Origin of the sequence: Prauserella oleivorans, from assembly GCF_042685745.1 — a bacterium.
Classification (GTDB): Bacteria; Actinomycetota; Actinomycetes; order Mycobacteriales; family Pseudonocardiaceae; genus Prauserella_A; species Prauserella_A oleivorans.
Window position 1 is genome coordinate 5,358,744 of the sequence record NZ_JBHUNT010000001.1, and the last position, 24,700, is coordinate 5,383,443.

Genomic DNA, 24,700 nt, shown 5'->3' on the forward strand with positions numbered 1-24,700 from the left:
GACCAAGATCAGCTTGTCCGACGCGATCCAGAAAGGATCCATCTGTGACCGAGAACACACCTACTCAGGCTGGGGATTCCGCGGCCGGTAAGGCGCTCGCCGGCGCGTTGTCATCGGAGGCCCTTGATGCTTTGGTGAAAGACGCCTACGCCAATGGCGGCGCGTTGGGTGCCCAGGAATTGCTGAATCGCATGACCAAGGCCGTGCTGGAGCGCTCGCTGGAAACCGAGATGACACATCACCTCGGCTACGAGAAAGGCGACCCGGCCGGCGCCGGGAGTGGTAATTCACGCAATGGCAAGTCGACGAAAACGGTGTCCACGACGAACGGCCCGATCGAGGTCGCAGTGCCGCGGGATCGGAATGGCTCGTTCGAGCCCGCGATCGTGCCGAAACGCGCCCGACGTCTCGGCAACATCGACGAGGCGATCCTGTCACTGTATTCACGTGGCATGACCACCCGCGATATTGAATCCCACCTGCACGAAGTATACGGCGTGAACGCGTCGCGGGAATTGATTTCCAATGTCACCGAGGTCGTGGTCGACGAGATCGCACTCTGGCAATCCCGCCCGTTGGACGAGGTGTATCCCATCCTGTACGTGGACGGGCTGCGCCTGCGGATCAAGGACAAGGGCGTGGTCACCACCAAGGTCGGCTACTTGGCCCTCGGCGTAGACGTCGAGGGCCGCAAACACGCCCTCGGGCTCTGGATCGCCGACACCGAAGCCGCGAAGTTCTGGGCCAAGGTCCTCACCGACCTACGCAACCGCGGCGTGAAAGACATCGTGATCGCCTGCTGCGACGGACTGACCGGACTGCCCGACGCGATCCGCTCGGCGTTTCCCGACACCGTGATCCAAACCTGCGTGGTACACGTGATCCGCAACGCCATGCGCTTCATCTCCTACAGCGACCGCAAAAAGGTCGCCGCCGGAATGCGCGACATCTACACCGCCCCCACACTCGAGGCCGCCGAGATCGCACTGAAGAACTTCGACAAAGAATTCGGCACCCAATACCCCGCCGCCGTCCAGGTATGGCAACACGCCTGGAACGATTTCACCCCGTTCCTCGACTACCCACCCGAACTACGCCGGGTCATCTACACCACAAACCTCATCGAGAACATCAACTTCCAACTCCGCAAACTCACCAAGAACCGCGGACATTTCGACAGCGACGCCGCCGCAACGAAACTCCTCTACCTCGGACTACGCAACATCACCAGCCACCGAGGAGGACCATCAGGAACAGGCACATGGGGCTGGAAACAAGCACTCAACACCCTCGTCACCCTCTTCCCCAACCGCATACCACTCCACTAAGATAAGAAACACATCATCCGTGGCTTACACGGAAATCATGACAGTGCCACCCTGATCGGGCTCGCCGAGAACCCTGCCGAGCTCGCGGGGCACGGCCCGCTGCCCGCCTCGATCGCGCGGGCGATCGCGTTCGACCCCAACTCCACCTGGCGGCGGATCATCACCGACCCCCACACCGGGGCGCCTGTCGATGTCGGCCGCACCCGCTACCGCCCGCCCGCCGTCACCGCCGACCACGTCAAGATCCGCGACCGCGAATGCCGCTTCCCCACCTGCCACCGACCCGCCCACGACACCGACCTCGACCACGTCATCCCATACCAGCGCAACGGCGACACCAACACCGGCAACCTCATCGGGCTGTGCCGACGTCACCACCGCACCAAACACACCCCCGGCTGGCACTTCCACCTCACCGACACCGGCAGCCTCCACATCACCACCCCGACCGGCCACACCTACCGAACGCCCCGACAGTACGAACGACGGCGCCGCGAGAGCACCCAGCGGCACCCCCGCTTGCCCTCGCGCACGCCGCTGGTTGGGTTGCGCGCGGGAGCTGCCGCGGGGCGTACCAGGTAAGGGTTCCGGTGGGCGGCAGGGTCGCCGGGTGGTGGTTCCGATGGGCTGACTTGGCGGTCGGTAATCCTCGCCGCCGGGACCACCCCATCAGCGCGGCTCGGCTGTTCGACGTCCCGGCTCCTTCATCCTCCCAGCGGTTCGGCTGTTCGGCCGTTCGGCCTCCGCACCCCGTCGCCTGTACGACCGTTCGGCTCATCGGAGTGCACCCAGACCCGCACGAGTTGTCGTGCCAATCGAACGCCGGCGTCCGGCCCGCCAGATCTGCTCACCCGATTCAGCGCTTGCACTCCGCCCTCACACCACGAAGAATCGCGAATCACGTTCACATTCTGTCCACGGGGTAGGTGGAGCATGACAAAGAGAGCCCGCGCGTTCGCCGTCGCATTGCTCGTGGGCTGCGGGCTGCTCACCGCCCCGGCCGCGGCGGCCACGGGCCCCGCCGAGAACGACCCGGCCACGGAGGCGGCACAGCGACCCAGCCCCGCACCGGAAGCGAGCCCGCCCGCGAAGCCCGGCCTGGCGACCCAAACCGTCCCGGCAACCGAGAAGGGAACGGCCGACACCAGCCCCGAGGCCGGCGACCCGGCAACCTCAGCAGGCAGCCCGACAACCGCAGCCGGCCCGGCAACCCCCGGCCTCCGCCGGCCCGACACCCCACCCGAGACCGGCGGACGAGCTCGCCCCTACCTCGTCGGCCGGGGAATCGCGGACGCGACGGGCGAGGTCGCCGAGGTCGGCATGATGGGCTACGGCCGCCTCGACCAGCAGGCGCAGGGTCTGCACAACCGGCTGCGCTCCCGTGCCTTTGTCATCGCCGACCCGCGGACGGACGAGCGCGTGCTGCTCGTCGTGGTGGATGCACCGATGATCTTCGACAGCGTCCGGCAGGCCGTGCTCCGCCGCCTCGCCGAACGCTACGGTGGCACTTACCACGAGCGGAACGTCCTGATCACCGGCACGCACACCCACTCGGGCCCCGGCGGTCACTCCCACCACCTGCTCTACAACCTGACCACGCTCGGCTTCCACGACAAGACGTTCAACGCCGTCACCGACGGCATCGTCGAGTCGGTCGAGCGCGCGCACGCCGACCTGGCACCCGCCTCCCTGACACTCACCCACGACGAGCTCACCGACGCGAGCGTCAACCGGTCGCGCGCGGCGTTCGAGCGCAATCCCGAGCGGGACAAGGCGTTCTTCCCCGGAGCCATCGACCCGCAGACCTCGCTGCTGCGCATCGAGCGCGACGGCACGCCGGTGGGTGCCATCAACTGGTTCCCGACCCACGCCACGAGCATGTCCGGCGACAACAAGCTCATCAGCGCCGACAACAAGGGCTACGCGGCCTACCACTGGGAACGCGAGGTCGAGCACGTCGACTACCGCTCCGACATCGACCCGGACTTCATCTCCGCGTTCGCCCAGACCAACGCCGGCGACATGTCGCCGAACCTCGACCTGCAGCCGCCGACCACGCCGGCGGACTTCGCCGCGACCGAGGAGAACGGTCTGCGCCAGTATCGCGCGGCGGCCGGCCAGCTCGACGCGAGGGGCACGCCGGTCACGGGCGGTGTCGACTCCCGCCTCGTCTACATCGATCTGTCTGATGTAGAGGTCCGGCCGGAGTTCACGGGAGACGGAAAGACGCATCGCACCTGCGATCCGGCCGTCGGTGCCGCGATGGCGGCAGGCAGCATGGAGGACGGTCCGGCCTTCCCCGGCTTCGCTGAGGGTGAGAATCCGCTGTGGGACGCCGTCTCGCACTCCGTGCTCTACACGGCCTCACCCGCGTTGAAGCAATGCCAGGCACCCAAGGGCGTGTTCGTGCCGATCGGCGCGATGAACGCGACGTACCCGTGGGTGCAGGAGATCGTGCCGGTGCAGCTGGTGCGCGTCGGGCAGCTCTACCTCATCGGCATCCCCGGCGAGGTCACGATCACCGCGGGCCTACGGTTGCGCCGGACCGTCGCCGAGACCGTGGGCGCGGACGTGCGGGACGTGCTCGTCGCCGGGTACAGCAACGCCTACTTCCACTACGTCACGACGCCCGAGGAGTACGACGCGCAGCATTACGAGGGCGGGAGCACTCTGTTCGGCCGCTGGCAGTTGCCCGCACTGCAGCAGACCGCGCACGACCTGGCGGCCGCCATGCGCGACGGTCGCCACGTGCCGATCGGCGAGCGGCCGGCCGACCTGGCTGGAAGGCAGCTGCGGCTGCAACCCGGAGTGTTCCTCGACGCCCCGCCGCTGGGCAGGTCGTTCGGTGACGTCCTCACCCAGCCACGACCGTCCTATGTGCCCGGCGAGCGGGTGGAGGCCGTGTTCGCGGGCGCGCACCCGGGCAACGACCTGCACCGCGGCGGGACGTACCTCGAAGTCCAGCGCTGGACCGGCAACTCCTGGCGGACCGTGGCGGACGACGGTGACTGGTCGACGACGTTCCGCTGGGCCAGGCACGGCATCGCGGCCTCGCGCGTGACGATCGACTGGGACGTGCCCGACGACGCGGCGGGCACCTACCGCATTCGCTACCGCGGCGACGCCAGGAACGCGCTGGGCCGCGTCACCGCGTTCACCGGCACCACGAACGCGTTCACGGTTGGACGCTGAGGCTGCGGAGGCTGCTCCGTTAGGACCAAACAGGGTGTAGCCGCGCCTGTCCGGGTGCTACTTTGGGTATCTCCCCGACTACTCGGAGGGACCGACAACTCCACCCACGCCGGCCGTGAGGGGGCTCGTTGAACTCGCTCGAATCCTGGCTGGAGAAAGCATACGACGCGGTCTCGGCGTTGCTGTCCGACATGGCAGGCGACCCGTGGGGGCGATACTCCCCGTCGATCTACGAGACGGGCAGGCTGGTCGCGCTCGCCTCGTCCCTGCCGGGGCATGAGGCGCGCGTGCGCTTTCTGCTGGAGCGACAGCGATCGGACGGTTCCTGGGGCGGTCCCGCCGAGTACGGCCTCGTGCCCACACTGAGCGCCACCGACGCGCTGCTCACCGAAAGCCGCAGACCCGGAGCCGGAACCCCGGTCACCGATGCCGCCGAGCGCGGCCTGCGGGCGCTCGCCGCGCGACCGCCCGGCAGTGGGCTGCCCGACACGGTGGCGGTGGAGATCATCGTGCCCGCGCTCGTCGACGAGGTGAACGCCCGGCTCCAGCGGGCTGGCCGTGCGCCGCTGCCCATGCCGCCCGGCACGTACCCGGACCTGTTCGACGAGCTGCGCACCGCCGTGACGCAAGGGCATACGCTGCCGGAGAAGCTGTGGCATTCCCTGGAGACCCTGGGCCCGGTGGCCCGGCGGGCGTCGTTCGTCCGTCCGGTGCAGGGCGGGATCGTCGGCTGCTCCCCGGCCGCGACCGCCGCCTGGTTCGGTGACGAGGCGCTGCGCGACGCGGCGCTGCCCGCCGTGCAGTACCTGCGGGCGGTGCAGGACGCCGACGGTGGTGTCCCGGTGGCCGCGCCGCTGGCCCTGTTCGAACGCGCCTGGGTGCTATCCCTCCTCGCCGAGACGGGCATCGACTTCCGCGTGCCCCGCGAGCTCGTGGACAGCCTGCACGCGGCGTTCGGGGAGGACGGCGCCGCGGGCGGGCTCGGGCTGCCGCCCGATGTGGACGACACCGCCACCGCGCTGCACGCGCTGGCCCTGCTCGGCAGCCCGCGCTCACTTCAGTGCCTGTGGCCGTACTTCTCCGGCGAGCACTTCGTCACCTTCCCCGGCGAACGCACGCCATCGACGACGTCCAACGCCCATGCGCTGCAGGCCATCGGCGCGTCGCTGGTGCCGGATCTCCCGGATCGGGAACGTTACGCCGCCGCCGCACACGCGGTCACCGAGTGGCTGTGCGCGAATCAGCAGGCCGACGGCTGCTGGTTCGACAAGTGGCATGCCTCGCCGTACTACGCCACGGTGTGCGCCGCGACGGCACTGGCCGCCTACGGCGGTGCGACGGGTGCCCCGGCCGTGCGCAGGGCGGTCGGCTGGCTGCTCGCGACCCAGCGGCCGGACGGATCGTGGGGTCACTACGGGCCGACCATCGAGGAGACCGCCTACGCGGTGCGGACCCTGGTGCGGACCGCCGCGGGTGAGGTCACCGAGCACGCCCACGCGGCCGCCGCGCGCGGTGCCGACTACCTGCTCGCCCACGCCGACGACGCAGACCACCCGCCGCTGTGGCACGACAAGGACCTCTACACGCCGCTGCGGATCGTGCGAACCGAGATTCTCGCCGCGCTGCACCTGGCCCACACCACGCCGGGTGTCGCGCAGAGACTGGCGGTGTCCTCCCTCGAGGCCCGGTGATGCGCACACACCTGCGCATGGCACTGCGCCAGCTGTCCTTTCTGGACAGTCTTGCCGACGCGCCCGCGCGGTATGCCGAGCTGGCGACCGAACCGGTGCCGAAGCTACTCGTGTGGCACCCCGACGCCCTCGACTGGCTCTTCCGCCACGACCACGAGCTCGGCCACCCCGGCAGCCGGTCCATGCGCCCGGTGCTGGGGCCGAAGTCTCTGTTGTGGACCGACGGGCCGCGCTACACCGCCTACCGCAGGCTCCTCGGCCCGCCGCTGGGCACGCGCAGGCTCGGTGACTACCGCGACGTCATCGACGACGCCGTCGAGCGCGCCCTCGCCGAGCTGACCCCGGGCACCGTGTTCGCACTCCCCGACTGGACGCGCCGCGTGACGCTCGAGATCGCCGCGCGCATCGTGCTGGGAACTGCCGAGGACGCGGTGCTGGGGCAGTTCACCCGCTGGCTCGACCGTGCGCTGGGCTCGCCGTCGCGATCCCTCGCCTACCGGATCGCGAGGGGCGGCCTGCCGCCATCCACGCCCGAGTTCGACCGGGTGCTCGTCGAGCGGGCCCGCGCGACGGCGGGGACCCGGCCGCCCACGCTGGCCTCCTTGCTGCTCGCCGAGGACAGTCCACTGGGCGAGCTCGACGACGGCGAGCTGCGCGACCAGATCGTCTCCCTGCTGTTCGCGGGCCACGAGACCACGGCGTCGGCCACCGCGTGGACGCTGTACTGGCTGCACCGGCACGACGACCTGCGGCACGACGTCCTGGCCGAGCTGCGGTCCACATCGGATACCGGAGCCGACGCGGCGGCGGTGCCGCTGTTGCAGGCGGCCGTGCTCGAGGCGCTGCGGCTCACCCCGCCCGTACCCGCCGCGGGCAACCGAACGCTGCCCGACGAGGTCGAGCTGCTCGGCAGGCGGCTGCCCGCGGGCACCGTGCTCTCCCCCAGCATCTACCTCGCCCATCGGCAGCCGGACGCTTTCCCGGGCCCGCACCGGTTCGAGCCGACCCAATTCCTGGGCAAGCGGGTGCCCGCGCAGCGATACCTGCCCTTCGGCGGCGGTGCCCGGCACTGTCTCGGCGCGAACCTCGGCCAGCTCGAGGCGCGCGTCATCACGGCCGCGGTGCTGCGCAGGCGAGACCTGCGCTGCGTGAACCCGCGCGCCGGGGTGCCGAAGCTGCGCGGGCACGCGATGGCACCGTCGGCCCGGCTGCGGATGGAAGTGACGGCGTGCCACGACTGACGCCGCACGCACCACTGCGGCACGGCTGGCGCGACGTGGCGGCGGTGCACCGGCTCGAGTACCCGTTCTCGATCAGCTACGTCTGCTACGCGGTGTGGGGCGCCTGCTTCGCCTCCCCCGGCGCCGGCGGGCTCGTGGCCGGGCCGGTCGTGGCCGCCGCGGTCGCGGCGTTCGTGCTGACCGTGGCGGGCCTGGCACTCAACACGGCCGTCGACATCCGGACCGACGAGCGGCATGCCGAACGGCACGAGCTCGCCGGCGCGGCGAAACGCCTCGGCGGGCGCCTGCCCGCCCTGCGCTGGGCGATCGGCGAGATGGCGGTCGGGCTGGCCGCCGCGCTGGCCGTGTCGGTGTGGGTGGGCCATTGGGCGCCGGTCTGCGTGGCCGCGGGGATCGTCGTGCTGCACGTGCTCTACAACGTCGAGCCGGTACACCTGAAACGCCGAGGGCTCGCGGGGCCACCGGCCTTCTGCGCGGCCGTGATCGTGCTGCCGTGCCTGCTGACCCACACCGCCGTGACGCCGGTCGTCGAGCCGTCCGCGTGGCTCGTGTACTTCGGGCTGGGGGTGCTCGCCGCGGGGCGCTTGCTGTGGTGGTCGGTGCCGGACATCAAGGCCGATGCCGAGACCGGCATGGCGACGGCACCGGTGCGGTACGGCGCGGCGCGGGCCGTCCTGCTCGGGTGCACGGTGATGGTCGCCGGTCTGGTGGTGACGACGTGGGGACTGTCGTGGCGGGCGGGGGCCGTCGCCGCGGTCGCGGGGACGGCAGCACACTGGGTGTTCGTGGGCGTCGCGGCGACGATGCTCGGCGTGCTGGCACGCGGCTCCGTTCCCGACTCGGGGCGCATGCGCACCCGGTCGATGTCGGTGATGCTCGTCGGCGATCTGGCGCTGACCGTGGTGGCGCTGGCCAGCGCCTGAGCGCGTCAGGGTTTGCGGCCGACCCCCACGTGCATGAGCACCTGGTCGGGGTTGCGGTCCACCTCGTCCTCGGAGTCCGGATGCCACAGCGTGATCGGTACGACGCCGGGCTCCACGAGGTCGAGACCGGTGAAGTACCCGGCCAGCACCTCGCGCGGGCGCAGGTTCACCGCGGGCCGCGAGCCCAGCATCATGCGCTCGAACAGCTCGAAGGCCTCGACGAGCCGGTCGTTCTGGGCGCAGTGCGAGATCGCGAAGAAGCTTCCCGAGGGCACCGCGTCGACGTAGCGGGCGACGAGGTCGGCGGGCTGTTCGGCGTCCCGGAGGTGCACGAGGGCCTCGATCATCAGCACACCCAGCGGCCGCGCCGGGTCGAGCAACCCGGTCTCGGCCGCCGCGGCCAGCACGCGGTCCGGCTCGCGGAGGTCCTCGTCGAGCAGGACCGCGTTGCCGGTGCCGGCCAGGACGTCGCGGGCTACCGCCACCACACGCGGGTCGTTGTCGACGTACACCACGCTCGCCGAGGGCGCGAGCTCGTGGACATGCCCGCACGTCGGAATCCCGGAGCCCAGGTCGAGGAACTGCGTGATCCCCAGCTCGGTGAGGTGCCGCACGATCCGGCCGAGCAGCGCACGCTGTGTGCGCACGAGGTACGGGATGTGCGGGGCGACGACCGCGAACTTGTCGGCCAGCTCGCGGTCGGCGGGCTCGTGGTGGTCGCCGTCGAGCCAGTAGTCGTTGATCTGGGCGATGCCGGGCAGCTCCGGACCGTCGTAACCAGGCTGGTCCGGGGACTCGGTCGTGTGAACGGGGAGAGCCACTCTTGGTACGCCTCCTCGGGTGCTGGCCCGCTCGGTTTCCAGCGATCTCGTGCCGCGCGGAGGGCCAGATTCTACTGCGTGCCGACGCAGCGTGGTCGTTCACGTTCGAGGAGTTTTCCCTTGGCACACAAGGGAAATGCATACCGCGGCACAGCGCGGTGTACAGCGTCACAATGTCACAGCGTTAAATGGCCCGCCCGGGACCGGTCAGCGTCGGCCGGGGACGAACTCCTGCATCTTCGTCTTCGCGCCCTGCACCAGCAGGTGCCATGCGTTGGGGTCGCCCTTGACGAGTGCCTCGGCCGTGGACTTCATCTGCTCGAACGTCGCGTGCGGCGGGATCGGCGGCACCTCCGGGTCGCAGCGGACGTCCAGCAGCACCGGACCGCTCGCGGTCAGCGCCCGGTCCCACGCGTCGCCGAGCTGCGCCGGGTCGTCGACGCTCACCGCGTCGAAGCCGAGCGCCGAGGCGAACGCGGCGTAGGAGATGTCCGGCAGCGACTGCGACTCCTCGAATTTCGGCGCCCCGCCCATGGCCCGCAGCTCCCACGTGACCTGGTTGAGGTCGTCGTTGTGGAACACGCACACGACGAGACGCGGGTCGGCCCACAGGTCCCGGTACCGCGCGATGGTGATGAGCTCGGCCAGGCCGTTCATCTGCATGGCGCCGTCGCCGACGAGCGCGACCACGGGCCGGTCCGGGTAGGCGAACTTCGCGCCGATCGCGTAGGGCACGCCGGGCCCCATCGTGGCGAGCGTGCCGGACAGCGACGCGCGCATCCGGCCGCGGATCTTGAGGTTGCGGGCGTACCAGTTGGTGGACGAACCCGAGTCGCCGGTGACGATGGCGTTGTCCGGGATCCGCGCCGACAGCTCGTGGACGACGCGCTGCGGGTTCACCGGCTTGGCCTCGAGCATGGCCTGCTGCTCCATGGTCTCCCACCACGCCGCCACGTTGTCCTCGATCCCCTGCCGCCACGAGCGCTCGGTCTTGCGCCGCAGCAACGGGATCAGCGCGCGCAGGGTCGCCTTCGCCTCGCCGACGAGACCGACCTCGACGGGGTAGCGCATCCCGACGATGCCGGCGTCCAGATCGATCTGCACGGCCCTCGCCTGCCCGAACTCCGGCAGGAACTGGCTGTAGGGCATGTTGGAGCCGACGATCAGCAGCGTGTCGCAGTCCCGCATGAGCTCGTACGTCGGCCGCGTGCCCAACAGACCGATGGAGCCCGTGACATAGGGCAGGTCGTCGGGCAGCACGTCCTTGCCCAGCAACGCCTTCGCGACTCCGGCGCCGGTCAGCTCGGCGACCTGCTCGAGCTCACCGGCGGCGTTGCGCGCACCCTGACCGAGCAGGATCGCGACCTTGCTGCCCGAGTTGAGCACCTCGGCGGCGCGGGCGAGCTCGTCGTCGGGCGGCACCACCACGGCATGCGGCGTGCTCGGCGGGCTCGAGGGCACCTGCTTGAACTCGTGCTGCGGCGGGCTGTACTCCTGCTCCTGCAGGTCGCCCGGGATGATGACCGCCGTCACCGTGCGCTGGGCGCGGGCGGTACGGATGGCGCGGTCGAGCGCGTTGGGCAGTTGTTCGGCGGCGTTGACCTCGACGAGGTAGGCGGACGCGACGTCCTTGTACAGGGACTGCAGGTCCACCTCCTGCTGGTAGCTGCCACCCATCGCGGTGCGGGCGGTCTGCCCGACGATGGCCACCACCGGCACGTGGTCGAGCTTGGCGTCGTAGAGGCCGTTGAGCAGATGGATCGCCCCGGGCCCCGAGGTCGCCGTGCACACGCCGACGGCGCCGCTGAACTTCGCGTAGCCGACGGCCTGGAACGCCGACATCTCCTCGTGCCGGGACTGGACGAACCGCGGCTGGTTACCCGCCTTGCCGAAGGCGGCGACGATTCCGTTGATGCCGTCGCCCGGGTAACCGAAGACGTTCTCGACGCCCCACTCGCGCAACCGTCGCAGCACCTGGTCACCGACCGTCTCGGCCATGTCGCCTCCTCCTCGCCTGCAATGCTGTTCCGGGGCTACCCGCCGGGGCGGTCGTCAACCCGTCCGTACGATGGGCGCGTGAGGCACATCCACGCGGGCAAGGTCAGGGATCTCTACGAGGACGACGGAGACATCCTCCTCGTCGCCTCCGACCGGATCTCCGTCTACGACGTCACCCTGCCCACCCCGATCCCCGGCAAGGGCGCGCTGCTGACACAGCTGTCGCTGTGGTGGTTCGAGCAGTTCGGCCACCTGGTCCCCAACCACGTGCTCTCCGCGACGGACGTGCCCGCCGAGTTCGCGGGCCGCGCCCTGCGCTGCCGGCCGCTCACCATGGTGAAGGTCGAGTGCATCGCGCGCGGCTACCTGTCCGGCTCGGGGCTGCGCGAGTACCGGAAGTACGGCACGGTCTCCGGCGTCGCCCTGCCACCCGGTCTCGACGAGGGCAGCAAGCTGCCCGAGCCGATCTTCACACCGACCACCAAGGCCGACGCCGGGCACGACGAGCCGATCACCTTCGACGACGTGGTGGCGCAGGAAGGCCGGGACACCGCCGAGCGGCTGCGGGAGCTGACTCTGGCGATCTACCGCAAGGGGGCCGAGCACGCGGCCGGGCGGGGCATCATCGTCGCTGACACGAAGGTCGAGTTCGGCTGGGCCGCCGACGGCACGCTGACGCTCGGCGACGAGGTGCTGACCTCGGACTCGTCCCGGTTCTGGCCTGCCGACGAGTGGGAACCGGGCCGCCCGCAGCACGCGTTCGACAAGCAGTTCGTCCGCGACTGGGCGACCTCCACCGGCTGGGACAAGACCCCGCCGGGGCCCGAGGTGCCACCGGAGATCGTGGACGCGACCCGCGCGCGCTACATCGAGGCCTACGAGCGGATCACCGGCCGCACCTGGCAGGGCTGAGCGGCCGCCGCGGCTAGGACTCCTCGGCCGGCGCTGCTCCGCCGGTCCGGCGCGGTGCCGCCTCGGCCGCCAGCGTGTCGCCACCCCAGCCGGCTACGTGGGCGCACGCCGCCCCGGCCAGCACCAGCGCGGCAAGGAACACCAGCCCGAAGTTCAGGGTCACCAGGCCGAGGACGGTGAGCGCGGCGGCGAAGAGGTCGAGACCGCGGCGCAGCACGCGCACGCTCACCCAGCGCTGGGGCGGCGCCCCGCGCTCGAACGCGCGCGCCAGCTCCGGATCGTCGGACTCCATCCGCTGCCGGATGCGGTCGAGTTCCTGCCGTTCGTAGTGACTCAACATACGTGGGCTCCTGGCACTCACTGTCGGGCACGGACGAGCCGCGCCCAGTGCGGTCTTGCCGTACGGCTACCCCGCCGCCGCCGCGGCAAACGACTCGCGCCGTTTCCCGAAGTGTGGAAACGGTTACCCGCACGCCATGTCGAGTCCGCGCGTCCGGTTCACCGCGGGCGTGCTTCGCCGCGCGGCGATGGTGTCGGCCCAGCTGCTGCTGGTCTTCGCCGCGCTGTGGGCGCTGCGCAACATCGTGGGACACCTCAGCTATGTCGTCGTCCCAGCCTCGGTGGCGCTGCTGCTGACCGCGTTCCTGCACCCGCTGGTCACGTGGCTGACCCGGCATCGCTGGCCCCGCAGCCTGGCGGTCCTGACCGCGCTCGTCGCGGGGCTCGCCGTCGCGGGCGGCATCGTCACGTTCGTCGTGCTCTCGATCGTCAACAACTTCGACGAGCTGCGCAGACGCGTGTCGCAGTCCGTGGCGCAAGTGGACGAGTGGCTGACCTCGGGCCCGCTCAACGTCGAGGGCCAGCTCTTCGACCGGGTGCGCGGCTGGCTCGCCGGCAACCAGCAGCAGTTGTTCTCCCAGGCCCTCGGCGCGTTCAACACGGTGGCCGACGTCCTGATCGGTGTGCTCGTCTCGGCCGTGCTGCTGATCATGTTTCTCTACGACGGGCCGAAGATGTGGGCGTTCCTGCTGCGGCCGTGGCGCCCGGAGACGCGCGAGGTCGTCGACGACGCGGGCCGCCGCGCCTACCACAGCGTCGTGGTATACGTGTGGGTGACAGCGCTCGTGGCCCTCATCGACGCGATCGGCATCGGCATCGGGCTCGCCGTGGTGGGCGTGCCGCTCACCGTTCCGCTCGCCGCGCTCGTCTTCCTCGGCGGATTCATCCCGTACGTGGGCGCCGTGGTGTCCGGGTTCGTCGCGGTCGCCGTGACGCTGGTCAGCAACGGGGCGGTCGCGGCGCTCATCATCCTGGGCATCGTGCTGGGAGTCCAGCAGCTCGAAGGTCACGTGCTCCAGCCGGTGCTGCAGGGCAACCTCTCCCGACTGCATCCGGCCGTCGTGCTGGTGGCGCTGCTGATCGGTGGCACCGAGGGCGGCATAGCCGGCGTGCTGCTCGCCGTCCCGGTGGTCGCCGCGGTGCGCGCGGTCGTGCTCGCCATCGCCGACCACCACGGACCCCGGGAACCCGCGCCCCCACCGGCCGAGGACAGCGGCGACACCGGCGAACCGTCCGGACAACCCGCAGCCGAGGAGTCCCCGCCCCGTACCGGACCGCGCGCCGAGCCGACGTAACACCGGCATCACGCGCACCCGGTGGACCGGACCACCGTGGTGATCGTCCGGTAACGCGCCGGGACGACTTCCGGCAACAGTGGCTTCCTAGCGTGTTCCGCCGGAGACGGGATACGCACCTGTATCCCGATCCGGATCCCGGTCCCCATCCGGAAAGGCAAACGCTTGTGAGCACACCAAGAACGTGGGGCCGCGTGCTGCGCGCGGCCTCCCTCGCCGTCACGGCCACGCTGCTGCTGGCGTCGTGCGGCAGCCGTGTCGACGACGCGGGCGGTGGCGGGTCGTCCGCCGAGTCGTGCGTGGACACCTCGGGCGGCTCCGTCAAGATCGGGTTCCTGAACTCGCTGTCCGGCACCATGGCGATCAGCGAGAAAACCGTGCACGACTCGCTGCAGCTCGCCGCGAAGCAGATCAACGCCCAGGGCGGCGTGCTCGGCAAGCAGCTCGAGGTCGTCAGCGAGGACGGCGCCTCCGAACCGACCGTGTTCGCCGAGAAGGCCAACAAGCTCATCAGCTCAGACTGCGTGGCCGCGGTGTTCGGCGGCTGGACGTCCTCCTCGCGCAAGGCGATGCTGCCCGTGTTCGAGGGCGCGGGCTCACTGCTGTTCTACCCCGTGCAGTACGAGGGTCTCGAGGCCTCGCCGAACATCTTCTACACCGGCGCCACCACCAACCAGCAGATCGTGCCGGCCCTGGACTACCTCAAGCAGCAGGGCACGAAGTCGCTGTTCCTCGTGGGCTCCGACTACGTCTTCCCGCGCACCGCCAACAAGATCATCAAGGCGTACGCGAAGGCCAACGGCATGCAGATCAAGGGCGAGGAGTACGCGCCGCTGGGCCACACGGACTTCTCCACGATCACCAACAAGGTCAAGGCGGCCGGCGCCGACGCCGTGTTCAACACGCTCAACGGGGACTCGAACGTCGCGTTCTTCAAGGAGTACCGCAACGCCGGGCTGACCGCCGAGCAGATGCCGGTGGTGTCGGTGTCGATCGCCGAGGAGGAGGTGAGCGGCATCGGGCTGCAGAACCTCGTCGGCCAGCTCACGTCGTGGAACTACTACCAGACCGTCGACACCCCGGCGAACAAGGAGTTCGTCAAGGCGTTCAAGGACGCCTACGGCGCCAACCGGGTGACCTCCGATCCGATGGAGGCGGCGTACACGTCGCTGTTCCTGTGGAAGGCGATGGTGGAGAAGGCCAAGTCCTTCGCCACCGACGACGTCACCAAGGCCGCGGACGGCGTCACGTTCGACGCGCCCGAGGGCACCGTGACGGTGAACGGCGAGAACCACCACATCGCCAAGACGGCGCTGATCGGCAAGGTCGGCGAGGACGGCCTCATCCACACCGTGTGGAGCTCCGGCAAGCCGATCGAGCCGGACCCCTACCTCGAGAGCTACGACTGGGCCAAGGGCCTTTCCGCAGGCTGACCACCGTCCGGCGGGGTCGTGGGCCTCGGCGCGCCCGTCGCCCACGACCCCCCGCTGAAGGGAACCCTCGTCGTGGACGCATTGTCGAACCAACTCTTCGCCGGGCTCTCGCTCGGCTCCGTCCTGCTCCTCGCCGCGCTCGGACTCGCCCTGACGTTCGGGCAGATGGGCGTCATCAACATGGCACACGGCGAATTCATCATGGCCGGCGCCTACACCGCGTACGTGGTCCAGGGCGTGATCTCCGACGCCGGATTGTCGTTGTTCGTCTCGATTCCGCTCGGCTTCGTCGTGGGCGGGCTGCTCGGTGTGCTGCTGGAGGCCAGCCTGCTGCGCCGGATGTACCACCGTCCACTCGACACACTCCTCGTGACGTGGGGGGTGGCGCTCATCCTCCAGCAGCTCGCGCGGGACATCTTCGGCGCGCCCAACGTCGAGGTCCGGGCCCCGTCGTGGTTGTCCGGCAGCGTCGACCTCGGGGTGGCGCAGGTGCCGTCGGCGCGGCTGTTCATCCTCGTGCTGTCGATCGTCGCCGTCGTCGCGCTCGGCATCGCCCTCAAGGCCACATCGCTGGGCAGGCGGATCCGCGGCGTCGTGCAGAACCGCGACCTCGCCGAGACCGTCGGCATCGACACGCGCTCCACCGACCGGCTGACGTTCTTCATCGGCTCCGGGCTCGCGGGTGTGGCGGGCGTCGCGCTGACCCTGCTCGGCTCGACCGGCCCCACCCTGGGCACGAACTACATCGTCGACGCGTTCCTCGTGGTGGTCGCGGGCGGCATCGGCCAGATCAAGGGTTGTGTAATCGCCGCGTTCGGGCTCGGGTTGCTGCAGGCGGCCTTCGAGTACTCCACGACGGCGAGCCTGGCGAAGGTGGCGGTGTTCGTGGTGGTCGTGATCTTCCTGCAGGTGCGTCCACAGGGGATCTTCAGCGTGCGGACGAGGAGCCTGGTGTGACGGCGATGTCGGCGAAACTGAAGGGAAATCCGGCGACCCTGCTGGGCTTCGCCGCCCTCGCGGTGGCGTTGCTCGTGGTGGCACCGGCCGTGCTCTCGGACTTCCGGCTCTCCCTGCTCGGCCGGTTCGTGTGCTTCGCGATGGTGGCGGTCGGCATCGGACTCGCCTGGGGCCGGGGCGGCATGCTCACCCTCGGCCAGGGGGTGTTCTTCGGTCTCGGCGCGTATGTGATGGCGATGCACATGAAGCTCGACGACGCCGGCCCTGGCGGCGTACCGGACTTCATGCTGCTCTACGGCTCGGGCGAGGTGCCCGGATGGTGGGAGCCGTTCCGCTCCCCGGTGGTGACCGTCCTCGGGATCGTGCTGATTCCGGCACTGGTGGCGTTGCTGCTCGGCACTGCGGTGTTCCGCCGCCGGGTGCGGGGTGCGTACTTCGCGATCCTGTCGCAGGCGCTGGCGGCGGCGTTCGCGATCCTGCTCGTCGGGCAGCAGGCCGGCATCGGCGGCACCAACGGGCTCAACGGGTTCCGCTCCTTCTTCGGCTTCGACCTCTACGACCCGGTCAACAAGCGGATGCTGTTCTACTTCGCGGCCGGGGCGTTGCTGGTGATGCTGCTGATCGCCTGGCAGCTCTACCGCTCCCGCTACGGCGAGCTGCTCGTAGCCGTGCGCGACCAGGAGGAACGGGTGCGCTTCCTCGGCTACGACCCGGCCGCCGTCAAGACGGTGGCCTACGTGGTGGCCGCAGTGATGGCCGGCATCGCCGGAGCGCTGTTCGTGCCCATCGTGGGCATCATCTCGCCCGCGAACGTCGGTGTGGTGCCCTCGATCGGCTTCCTCATCGGGGTGGCGATCGGAGGCCGGACGACGTTGTTCGGTCCCGCACTCGGCGCGATCGCGGTGGCCTGGGCGCAGACGACGTTCTCGGAGAGCTTCCCGTCGTTCTGGACCTACTTCCAGGGAGCGCTGTTCGTGTTCGTGGTGGCGTTCCTGCCGGGCGGACTGGCCTCGCTCGGCGTGTTGCGCAGGCGCCGGCGGGCGCGGGCGCCGTCCCGCCCCGACCCCGTACCGGCCGAACAGGAGGCGACCGTATGAGCATGACCGCCGACTACCTCGAACTGTCCGATGTGCGCGTCACCTTCGACGGGTTCCGCGCCGTCGACGGGGTGTCCATGACCGTCCTGCAGGGCGACCTGCGATTCCTCATCGGACCCAACGGTGCGGGCAAGACCACGCTCGTGGACGCCATCACCGGCCTCGCGCCGGCCACCGGGTCGATCCGGTTCGGCACCACCGAGCTGATCGGCCGCAAGGTGCACAAGATCGCCCGCCTCGGCATCGGCCGCACGTTCCAGACGGCCAGCGTGTTCGAGGAGCTGACCGTGCTGCAGAACCTCGACATCGCCGCCGGTTCGGGGCGGGGCCCGCTGACGCTGCTGCGGGCGCGGACGTCGGTGCCCGCGGTGGTCGAGGAGACGCTGGAGACGGTCGGGCTGGCCGCGCACGTCGGGCGCAAGGCCGGTGAGCTCTCGCACGGCCAGAAGCAGTGGCTCGAGATCGGCATGCTGCTGGTGCAGAACTCCAGGGTGCTGCTGCTCGACGAGCCCGTGGCGGGCATGAGCGGCGAGGAACGCGAGCAGACCGGCGCGCTGCTGCGCCGCGTCGGCGCCGACCGGACCGTGGTCGTCGTCGAGCACGACATGGACTTCATGCGCACCTTCGCCGACTCGGTGACCGTGCTGCACGCCGGCACGGTGCTGTCCGAGGGCAGCGTGGCGCAGGTCCAGGCCGACCAGCGGGTGCAGGAGGTCTACCTCGGCGAGGCGGCCACCACGAAGGCGCTCGCCGCGGTCGCCGAGAGCCCGCCGAGCATGGACGAGACCCCCGCGGCCGCGGAACGCGAGGAGGACCGGTGATCGAACTCGTCGACGTCCATGTCGGCTATGGCCGCACCAGCGTGGTGCACGGGGCCACCGTGGACGTGCCGCGCGACGGCGTCGCCGCCGTGATGGGGCACAACGGTGCGGGCAAGACGACCCTGCTGCGGGCGGCGGTGGGCTTGCTCAAGGTGACCTCCGGCCGGGTCCTGCTGGACGGCGAGGACGTCACGCGGCTGCGCCCACACGAGCGGGTCGCGCGCGGGCTGGCCTACGTGCCGCAGGGCCAGCAGTGCTTCCCGCAGCTGACGACCGCGGAGAATCTGTACCTGGTGGCCGACACCCGCAGGAACGGCAAACGGCTCGTCGCCGAGGCGCTCGACCTCTTCCCCGCGCTGCGCGAGGCGATGTCCCGCAAGGCCGGACTGCTCTCCGGTGGTCAGCGCCAGCAGCTCGCGATCGCGCGGGCGCTCATCACCGAGCCGCGGCTGCTCATCCTGGACGAGCCGACCGAGGGCATCCAGCCCTCGGTGGTGTCCGAGATCGAGGAGACGATCCTGAACCTGACCACGCGCGGCGGCCTGTCGGTGCTGCTGGTGGAGCAGCACGTCGGGTTCGCGCTCGCGGCGGCGAGCCGGTACTACGTCCTGGAGGCCGGGCGGATCACCTCGTCCGGCGAGGGCGGCACCGGCGCCCAGGACGAGGTGCGGGCAGCCATGGCGATCTGACCATGACGCGGGGGTCACCACTGGGGGAACGGGTCTACGTCCGGCTGCGTGCGGCGCTGCTCGACGGCACGCGGCCGGTCACGGAGCGGCTCACCGAATCGAAGCTCGCCCGGGAGCTCGGGGTGTCCCGCACGCCCGTGCGCGAGGCGCTGACGCGGCTGGTCTCCGACGGCCTCGTGCGGCGTGAGGACTACGGCTACTCGGTGGTGCTGCCGAGCCTCGCCACGCTGCGCGACCTGCACGAGGTGGCCGTCGCGGTCGAACTGCGCGGCATCGAGCGCTGCCTGGAGAACCCGGCGCTGCGGCACGACGCGGCCGCGCTGCGGCGGGAACTGGCCCGCTGGTACGCCCTGCGCGAGGCCCCCGCCCCGGCACCCGCCGAGTTCGTGTGCCACGACGAGCGGTTCCACACCACGCTGCTCGCCGCGTCCGGCAACACCGAGCTCGTGGCCGCCCTCACGGCCGTCCACGGCCGGACCCGGCACGCGCGGATCCACTTCGGACCGCTGGCCGAACACCCCGAGACGGCGATCGGCGAGCACATCGCGATCGCCGAGCGCCTTCTCGGCGGCGAGCTGGAGGCGGCACGCGAGCTACTGCACCGCCACCTCGAGGCGGCGGTGCCGCCACGCCTGCGCTGACCTCGCGCAGGGACTCAGGTCAGCGCCAGCGACGTCTGCGGGTCGAAGACGTGCAGCTCACCGAGCTCGCGGACACCCACGCGGACCTGCTCGCCGAGCCGCGGCGGGGTCCGGCCGTCCACGCGCACCACCATGCGCTGCCCGCCCGCGCCCTGGCCACCCGCGCCGACGACGCCGTGCACGTACGCGTCCGCACCGAGTTCCTCGACGAGCTCGACGACCATGTCGAAGCCGTCGTCACCGGCACCGGCCAACCGCAGCGACTCGGGACGCACGCCGACGATCACGTCGTCGCGCTCCCCCGCCTTCGCCACCGCCTCGCGCGGCAACGCCAGCCGCAGCCCACCGAGGGTGACGCCGCCGTCCTCGAGCGGCAGCCGGACGAGGTTCATCGCGGGCGAGCCGATGAACCCGGCGACGAACGTGTTGGCAGGGTGGTCGTACAGCTCGCGCGGCGACGCGCACTGCTGCAGCACGCCGTCCTTGAGCACCGCGACGCGGTCGCCCATCGTCATGGCCTCGACCTGGTCGTGGGTGACGTAGATGGTGGTGGTGCCGAGCCGCCGCTGCAGCGCGGCGATGTTCGCGCGGGTCTCCACGCGGAGCTTCGCATCCAGGTTGGACAGTGGCTCATCCATGAGGAACACGCTCGGCTCGCGCACGATCGCCCGGCCCATCGCCACCCGCTGCCGCTGCCCGCCCGAGAGCGCCTTCGGCTTGCGGTCCAGGTACTTCGTGAGGTCGAGCATCGCCGCGGCCTCCTCGACCCTGGCCTTGATCGTGTCCTTCGGCATGCCACGCAGCTTGAGCGCGAACGCCATGTTCTCGGCGACACTCATGTGCGGGTACAGCGCGTAGGACTGGAACACCATCGCGATGTCGCGGTCCTTCGGGGGCAGGTCGCTCACCGCGCGGTCGCCGATGCGGATCTCGCCCTCGTCGACGTCCTCGAGCCCGGCAACCATGCGCAGTGCCGTCGACTTGCCGGAGCCGGACGGTCCCACGAGCACCAGGAACTCGCCGTCGGCGATGCTGAGGTCGAGTTGGTCGACGGCCCTGACCGGCGACGCACCGGAGTAGACACGGGAGGCTCCCGCGTAGACGACTTCGGCCATGACTGCAAGCTCCTTACTTGACGGCGCCCATCGACAGGCCCCGGACGAGATGGTTCTGCGCGATCCAGCCGATGATCATCACCGGCAGCGAGGCGAGGAGCGCGGCCGCCGACAGCTGGGCCCAGTACAGGCCCTCGCTGGTGATGAAGCCGGACAGGAACACCGGCACCGTGCCCGCGCGCGCGGCGGTGAGGTTGACGGCGTAGAAGAACTCGGTCCACGAGAAGATGACGCAGATCAGCGCGGTCGCCGCGATGCCGGGAGCCACGACGGGCAGCACGACGCGGTACAGCATCGTCGGCAGGCCGGCCCCGTCGACCCGGGCCGCCTCGATCATCTCCTTCGGAACCTCGAGGAAGAACGAGCGCATCATCCACACCGCCAACGGCAGGTTCATGGCGGTGTAGAGGATGTTCAGCGCCCACACGTTGTCCAGCAGCTGCGTGTTCTGCGAGATGACGTACAGCGGGATGATCGCCGCCACGATCGGCAGCATCTTCGTGGACAGGAAGAACCCCAGCGCGTTGCTCGTGCCCTTCACGGGAGCCAGGGACAACGCGTACGCGGCCGGGATGGCCAGCACGAGAACGGCGATGGTCGACACGACGGTGACGAACGCCGAGTTCGCCAGGTAGGGCAGGAAACCGCGCTCGAACACGCCCGCGAACTGCTCCCACGTGGGGGCGAAGAACAGCTTCGGCGGGTCGGTGTAGGCGTCGGCTTCGTGCTTGAACGACGTCAGCACCATCCACACGAGCGGGGACACGAACAGTATCGCGACCAGCCACGTGAACGCCGTCAGCGAGATGCGGCCCAGCCTCATTTGACCCCTCCGCTCACGTCGAAGGCCCGGAACATCAGACGCAGCGCGAACGTCGCCACGATCAGCGTCAGGATCACCACGATCACACCCATCGCCGACGACTGTCCGACGTCGAAGCCCTCGAACGCGCGCTGGTAGATGTAGAACGGCAGGTTCGTGCTCGCCGTACCGGGCCCGCCCTGGGTCATCAGGTAAATGGCGTCGAACGAGTTGACGATGTAGATCGCGCCCAGCAGTGCGGCCAGCTGCAGGTACCGGCTCAGCTGCGGCAACGTGATGGACACGAAGGTGCGCCACCGCCCCGCACCGTCCACTTGCGCGGCCTCGAGCACCTCTTTGGACTGTGCCTGCAGCCCGGCGAGGATCAGCAGCGTCATGAACGGCGTCCACTGCCAGATGACCTGGGTCATCACCGACGCGAGCGGGAACTCCGACAGCCAGTCGATGTCGGTGCCGAACACGAAGTTCAACAGCCCGTACACCGGGTCGAACATCGTCGTCTTCCACAGCAGCGCGCCGGCGGCGGGCAGGATGAGGAACGGCGTGATGATGAGGGTGCGCACCACACCGCGGCCTGCGAACTTGCGGTCCAGCAGCAGCGCGAGCCCGAGCCCGAGCAGCATCGACACCAGCACGCACACGACCGTGAGCACGACGGTGTTGAGCATCGCCCCACGGAACGTGCTGTCGGCGAAGACGTCGATGTAGTTCCGCAGGCCCACGAAGTGCTGGGAGCCCGGCCGGACCAGGTTCCACGACTGGAACGAGTAGACCACCGTGACCAGGAACGGGACCTGCGTCACCGCGATCGTGAACACCAGCGCGGGCAGCAGTGGCGCGCGCCGCCGCCACGCACCGCCCTCTTTCGGTGTGCGTGGCCTGCCCTCCGCCCGGGGAGCCGCGGACGGGGCGGCCTGTGTCGTCGTCGTCGTCATCGGGTCTCCCGATAGGCCTGGCCGACCGTCTCGGCGTACTCCTGCGACTGCCGCAACGCCTCGTCGACCGTCTTCTGCCCCGCGATGGCCGCGGAGAGCTGCTGGCTCACCCGGGTACCCAGGTCCTGGAACTCGGGGATGCCGACGAACTGGATGCCGGGGTAGGGCACCGGTTCGGTCATGGTGTTCTCCTGGCTCGCGTGCCGGATGCCCTCGAGGGTCGGCTGGGCGTAGGCCTTCGCCGCGTCCAGGTACTCGGGGATGGCATACGTCGACTGGCGGCAGCCCGGCGGCACGCGGTTCCAGCCGAACTCCTCACCGACCATGCGCACGAAGTTCTTGTCGGTCATCCAGCGCATGAACTCCCAGGCAGCCTGCTTGTTCTCGGTGACCTTGGGCATCGCCAGCGACCAGGTGTAGAGCCAGCCGCTCGCCGGCGTCTTGTCGACGGGCGCGGCGACGTAGCCGGACTTGCCGACGACCGTGCTGCTGGCCGGGTCCTCGTTGGTGCCGGCCATGACCGTCGCGTCGTACCACATCGCGGCCTGGCCCTGGGCGTAGCGCGTGCCGCACTCGGAGAACCCGGCGCTCGACGCGCCCGTCTCGCCGTGTTCGCGGACGAGGTCGACGTAGAACTCGGCGGCCCGGCGGAATTCCGGCGAGGTGAGCTGCGCGTTCCAGTTCCGGTCGAACCACCGGCCGCCGAAGGTGTTGACGACCGTGGTGAACGGCGCGAGGCTCTCGCCCCAGCCGGGCTTGCCGCGCAGGCAGATACCGGCGATGCCGGCCTGGTCGTCGTCCAGTTTGGCCGCGAAGTCGGCGATCTGCCGCCAGGTGGGGTTCTTCGGCATGGTCAGCCCGGCCTTGGCGAACAGGTCCTTGCGGTAGGCCAGGAACGACGACTCGCCGTAGAACGGCACGGCGTACATCGAGCCCTGGTGCGACAGCGACTCGCGGATGCTCGGGATGAAGTCGTCCTGGTCGTAGCCGCGGCTGGCGTCGATGTAGGGCTCGAGGTTCTCCAACCACCCGTTGGCGGCCCACTGCTGGGTCTCGTAGTTGCTGATCATCACGACGTCGAACTCGCCGCCCTGGGTGGCGGTCGACGCGGTGATCTTCGCGCGCGCCTGGTTCTCCGGCAGCGACACGAACTTCAGCCGCACCCCGGGATGATCGCGCTCGAACCGGTCGGACAACGCCATGGCGTCGTTCATCTGCGGGTTCGCGACGATGGCGATCACCAGGGTCTGGCCACCCGCGCCGAGCGCGCCCGCGCCCGCGCAGCCCGAGAGCGTCAGCAGGGCCGCGAGCAGGATCAGCGGCAGCCGGCGACGTCGCCCGCTGCCGATGGTGCTACGCATCGTCGGTGCCTCCCGGGACGACCTGGACCTTCAACCCCGCGCCGCTGCGCATGAGCTCCAGCGCGTCGGGGTAGCGCTCGAGGGGCAGTGTGTCGGTGAGCAGGGCTGCGGTGTCGATGGCGCCGGACGCCACGAGGTCCAGCGCGGCACCGTAGCTGTTCAGCACGGCCATCGATCCGACCACGGTGATCTCGTCGTTGTAGATGCGAAACGGCGAGAGCGACACCCGCGCCTGCTCCGGTGCCACGCCGAAGACGAGCAACCGGCCGCCGCGGCGCAGCTTGTCGAACGCGGCCTCGATCGCGGGTGCGGCGCCCGTGCAGTCGGCGGCGGCGTCGAAGGTCTCGCCGTCCAGTTCGGACACATCGCTCGCGACGGCGTGCGCGCCGAGTGCCGTGGCCCTGGGCAGACGGCCCGCGTTGCGGTCCACCACCGTCACGGACGCGCCCGAGCGCTGCAGCAGCTGCTGCATGATGAGGCCCATCGTGCCCGCGCCCATCACCAGGAACCGCTCTCCCGCCTCGACACCGACGCGCCGGACGCCGTGGACCGCGCACGACACCGGTTCCACCAGCGCGCCCTGCTGGTAGGTGAGGTGGTCGGGCATGCGGTAGCAGTTCGCGGCGGGCACGGCGACGTATTCGGCGAAGGCGCCGTCCACGGTGTCGCCGGTGGCGCCCCAGTTGGCGCAGAGGTTGCCGTGACCGGCCCGGCACGGCGTGCAGTAGCCGCAGAACAGCGACGGGTCGACGGCCACGCGGTCGCCCACCTTCCAGTCGCCCGGCACGTCGGGGCCGAGCTCCACGATCTCGCCGGCGAACTCGTGGCCGGGCACGATCGGGTACGGCGTCGGCGGGAAGTGCCCGTCGGCGATGTGCAGGTCGGTGCCGCAGATGCCACACGCCCCCACCTTCACGACGACCTGACGCTCCCCCGGCTTGGGATCCGGTACGTCACCGACTCCGACCGATCCCGGCCGGTCGACGATCGCCGCGCGCATGCCATCACCTTCCTATGCTCATATGAGCTGTTTACACGTCGTTCACTTCGGGAACGTGGGGGCATTGAACGACTTTTGCTGCTGGTCC

Annotated in this window: 22 protein-coding genes; 14 read left to right on the plus strand and 8 right to left on the minus strand. The window is 70.1% G+C overall.

Translation table 11 applies throughout. The features are described from left to right. Window positions 1-44: 44 nt before the first annotated feature. The 6 genes from ACFSZT_RS26320 to ACFSZT_RS26345 all read left to right on the plus strand — a co-directional run bounded on the left by ACFSZT_RS26320 (window position 45) and on the right by ACFSZT_RS26345 (window position 8,375). Window positions 45-1,328: an IS256 family transposase gene (locus ACFSZT_RS26320; protein WP_377478200.1), complete on the plus strand. Its 1,284-nt coding sequence runs from the start codon at window positions 45-47 to the stop codon at window positions 1,326-1,328. A 243-nt stretch (window positions 1,329-1,571) separates the two neighbouring features. Further along, window positions 1,572-1,910: an HNH endonuclease signature motif containing protein gene (locus ACFSZT_RS26325; protein WP_377478406.1), complete on the plus strand. Its 339-nt coding sequence runs from the start codon at window positions 1,572-1,574 to the stop codon at window positions 1,908-1,910. Window positions 1,911-2,261: 351 nt separating this feature from the next. Continuing rightward, complete coding sequence (locus tag ACFSZT_RS26330; protein ID WP_377388046.1) at window positions 2,262-4,520, plus strand: neutral/alkaline non-lysosomal ceramidase N-terminal domain-containing protein; 2,259 nt, start codon at window positions 2,262-2,264, stop codon at window positions 4,518-4,520. A gap of 128 nt (window positions 4,521-4,648) precedes the next feature. Further along, window positions 4,649-6,211 (plus strand): prenyltransferase/squalene oxidase repeat-containing protein, encoded by a 1,563-nt coding sequence (locus tag ACFSZT_RS26335; RefSeq protein ID WP_377388044.1) that lies wholly within the window; start codon window positions 4,649-4,651, stop codon window positions 6,209-6,211. Then, window positions 6,208-7,452 (plus strand): cytochrome P450, encoded by a 1,245-nt coding sequence (locus tag ACFSZT_RS26340; RefSeq protein WP_377388042.1) that lies wholly within the window; start codon window positions 6,208-6,210, stop codon window positions 7,450-7,452. Before ACFSZT_RS26335 ends, ACFSZT_RS26340 begins: the two co-directional genes overlap by 4 nt. Then, window positions 7,440-8,375: a UbiA family prenyltransferase gene (locus ACFSZT_RS26345; protein WP_377388040.1), complete on the plus strand. Its 936-nt coding sequence runs from the start codon at window positions 7,440-7,442 to the stop codon at window positions 8,373-8,375. Before ACFSZT_RS26340 ends, ACFSZT_RS26345 begins: the two co-directional genes overlap by 13 nt. 5 nt (window positions 8,376-8,380) lie before the next feature. Here ACFSZT_RS26345 and ACFSZT_RS26350 read toward each other — a convergent pair whose 3' ends face one another. Both ACFSZT_RS26350 and ACFSZT_RS26355 read right to left on the minus strand, forming a co-directional pair. Next, entirely contained in the window at window positions 8,381-9,196 is an 816-nt protein-coding gene (locus ACFSZT_RS26350) for an SAM-dependent methyltransferase (RefSeq protein ID WP_377388038.1), read from the minus strand. Between the two features lie 207 nt (window positions 9,197-9,403). Then, window positions 9,404-11,194 (minus strand): thiamine pyrophosphate-requiring protein, encoded by a 1,791-nt coding sequence (locus ACFSZT_RS26355; RefSeq protein ID WP_377388036.1) that lies wholly within the window; start codon window positions 11,192-11,194, stop codon window positions 9,404-9,406. A 21-nt stretch (window positions 11,195-11,215) separates the two neighbouring features. On the opposite strand from ACFSZT_RS26355, the gene ACFSZT_RS26360 reads away from it, so the two are divergent. Continuing rightward, complete coding sequence (locus tag ACFSZT_RS26360; RefSeq protein ID WP_377388034.1) at window positions 11,216-12,106, plus strand: phosphoribosylaminoimidazolesuccinocarboxamide synthase; 891 nt, start codon at window positions 11,216-11,218, stop codon at window positions 12,104-12,106. A gap of 13 nt (window positions 12,107-12,119) precedes the next feature. On the opposite strand, the gene ACFSZT_RS26365 is transcribed toward ACFSZT_RS26360, so the two are convergent. Continuing rightward, window positions 12,120-12,446, minus strand: coding sequence for a DUF3040 domain-containing protein (locus tag ACFSZT_RS26365; protein ID WP_377388032.1), 327 nt, complete (start codon window positions 12,444-12,446; stop codon window positions 12,120-12,122). Between the two features lie 136 nt (window positions 12,447-12,582). Between ACFSZT_RS26365 and ACFSZT_RS26370 the strand changes: the two genes are divergently transcribed. The 7 genes from ACFSZT_RS26370 to ACFSZT_RS26400 all read left to right on the plus strand — a co-directional run bounded on the left by ACFSZT_RS26370 (window position 12,583) and on the right by ACFSZT_RS26400 (window position 19,378). Continuing rightward, a complete protein-coding gene (locus ACFSZT_RS26370; RefSeq protein WP_377388030.1) occupies window positions 12,583-13,740 on the plus strand; it encodes an AI-2E family transporter in 1,158 nt (385 codons plus the stop codon). Window positions 13,741-13,907: 167 nt separating this feature from the next. Then, window positions 13,908-15,173 carry an urea ABC transporter substrate-binding protein gene (urtA, locus tag ACFSZT_RS26375; RefSeq protein WP_377388028.1) on the plus strand — a complete coding sequence of 422 codons (1,266 nt, stop codon included), beginning with the start codon at window positions 13,908-13,910 and terminating at the stop codon, window positions 15,171-15,173. A 72-nt stretch (window positions 15,174-15,245) separates the two neighbouring features. Beyond that, window positions 15,246-16,130: an urea ABC transporter permease subunit UrtB gene (urtB, locus tag ACFSZT_RS26380; protein ID WP_377388026.1), complete on the plus strand. Its 885-nt coding sequence runs from the start codon at window positions 15,246-15,248 to the stop codon at window positions 16,128-16,130. Between the two features lie 5 nt (window positions 16,131-16,135). Beyond that, a complete protein-coding gene (gene urtC / locus ACFSZT_RS26385) occupies window positions 16,136-17,227 on the plus strand; it encodes an urea ABC transporter permease subunit UrtC (protein WP_377388064.1) in 1,092 nt (363 codons plus the stop codon). Beyond that, on the plus strand, window positions 17,224-18,048 hold the full coding sequence (gene urtD, locus ACFSZT_RS26390) for an urea ABC transporter ATP-binding protein UrtD (protein ID WP_377388024.1): 825 nt from the start codon (window positions 17,224-17,226) through the stop codon (window positions 18,046-18,048). The genes urtC and urtD overlap by 4 nt, the downstream gene beginning before the upstream one ends. Next, on the plus strand, window positions 18,045-18,737 hold the full coding sequence (gene urtE / locus ACFSZT_RS26395; RefSeq protein WP_377388022.1) for an urea ABC transporter ATP-binding subunit UrtE: 693 nt from the start codon (window positions 18,045-18,047) through the stop codon (window positions 18,735-18,737). The genes urtD and urtE overlap by 4 nt, the downstream gene beginning before the upstream one ends. A gap of 2 nt (window positions 18,738-18,739) precedes the next feature. Next, window positions 18,740-19,378 (plus strand): GntR family transcriptional regulator, encoded by a 639-nt coding sequence (locus ACFSZT_RS26400; RefSeq protein WP_377388020.1) that lies wholly within the window; start codon window positions 18,740-18,742, stop codon window positions 19,376-19,378. 14 nt (window positions 19,379-19,392) lie between these two features. On the opposite strand, the gene ACFSZT_RS26405 is transcribed toward ACFSZT_RS26400, so the two are convergent. From ACFSZT_RS26405 to ACFSZT_RS26425, 5 genes are read right to left on the minus strand one after another with little or no spacing between them, the layout of a single operon-like run. Next, a complete protein-coding gene (locus ACFSZT_RS26405) occupies window positions 19,393-20,493 on the minus strand; it encodes an ABC transporter ATP-binding protein (RefSeq protein WP_377388018.1) in 1,101 nt (366 codons plus the stop codon). 13 nt (window positions 20,494-20,506) lie between these two features. Next, window positions 20,507-21,316 carry a carbohydrate ABC transporter permease gene (locus tag ACFSZT_RS26410; protein ID WP_377388016.1) on the minus strand — a complete coding sequence of 270 codons (810 nt, stop codon included), beginning with the start codon at window positions 21,314-21,316 and terminating at the stop codon, window positions 20,507-20,509. Beyond that, entirely contained in the window at window positions 21,313-22,251 is a 939-nt protein-coding gene (locus ACFSZT_RS26415; RefSeq protein ID WP_377388014.1) for a carbohydrate ABC transporter permease, read from the minus strand. The genes ACFSZT_RS26410 and ACFSZT_RS26415 overlap by 4 nt, the downstream gene beginning before the upstream one ends. After that, entirely contained in the window at window positions 22,248-23,612 is a 1,365-nt protein-coding gene (locus ACFSZT_RS26420) for an ABC transporter substrate-binding protein (protein ID WP_377388012.1), read from the minus strand. Before ACFSZT_RS26420 ends, ACFSZT_RS26415 begins: the two co-directional genes overlap by 4 nt. Next, entirely contained in the window at window positions 23,605-24,612 is a 1,008-nt protein-coding gene (locus ACFSZT_RS26425) for a zinc-dependent alcohol dehydrogenase family protein (protein WP_377388010.1), read from the minus strand. Before ACFSZT_RS26425 ends, ACFSZT_RS26420 begins: the two co-directional genes overlap by 8 nt. Window positions 24,613-24,700: the final 88 nt, after the last annotated feature.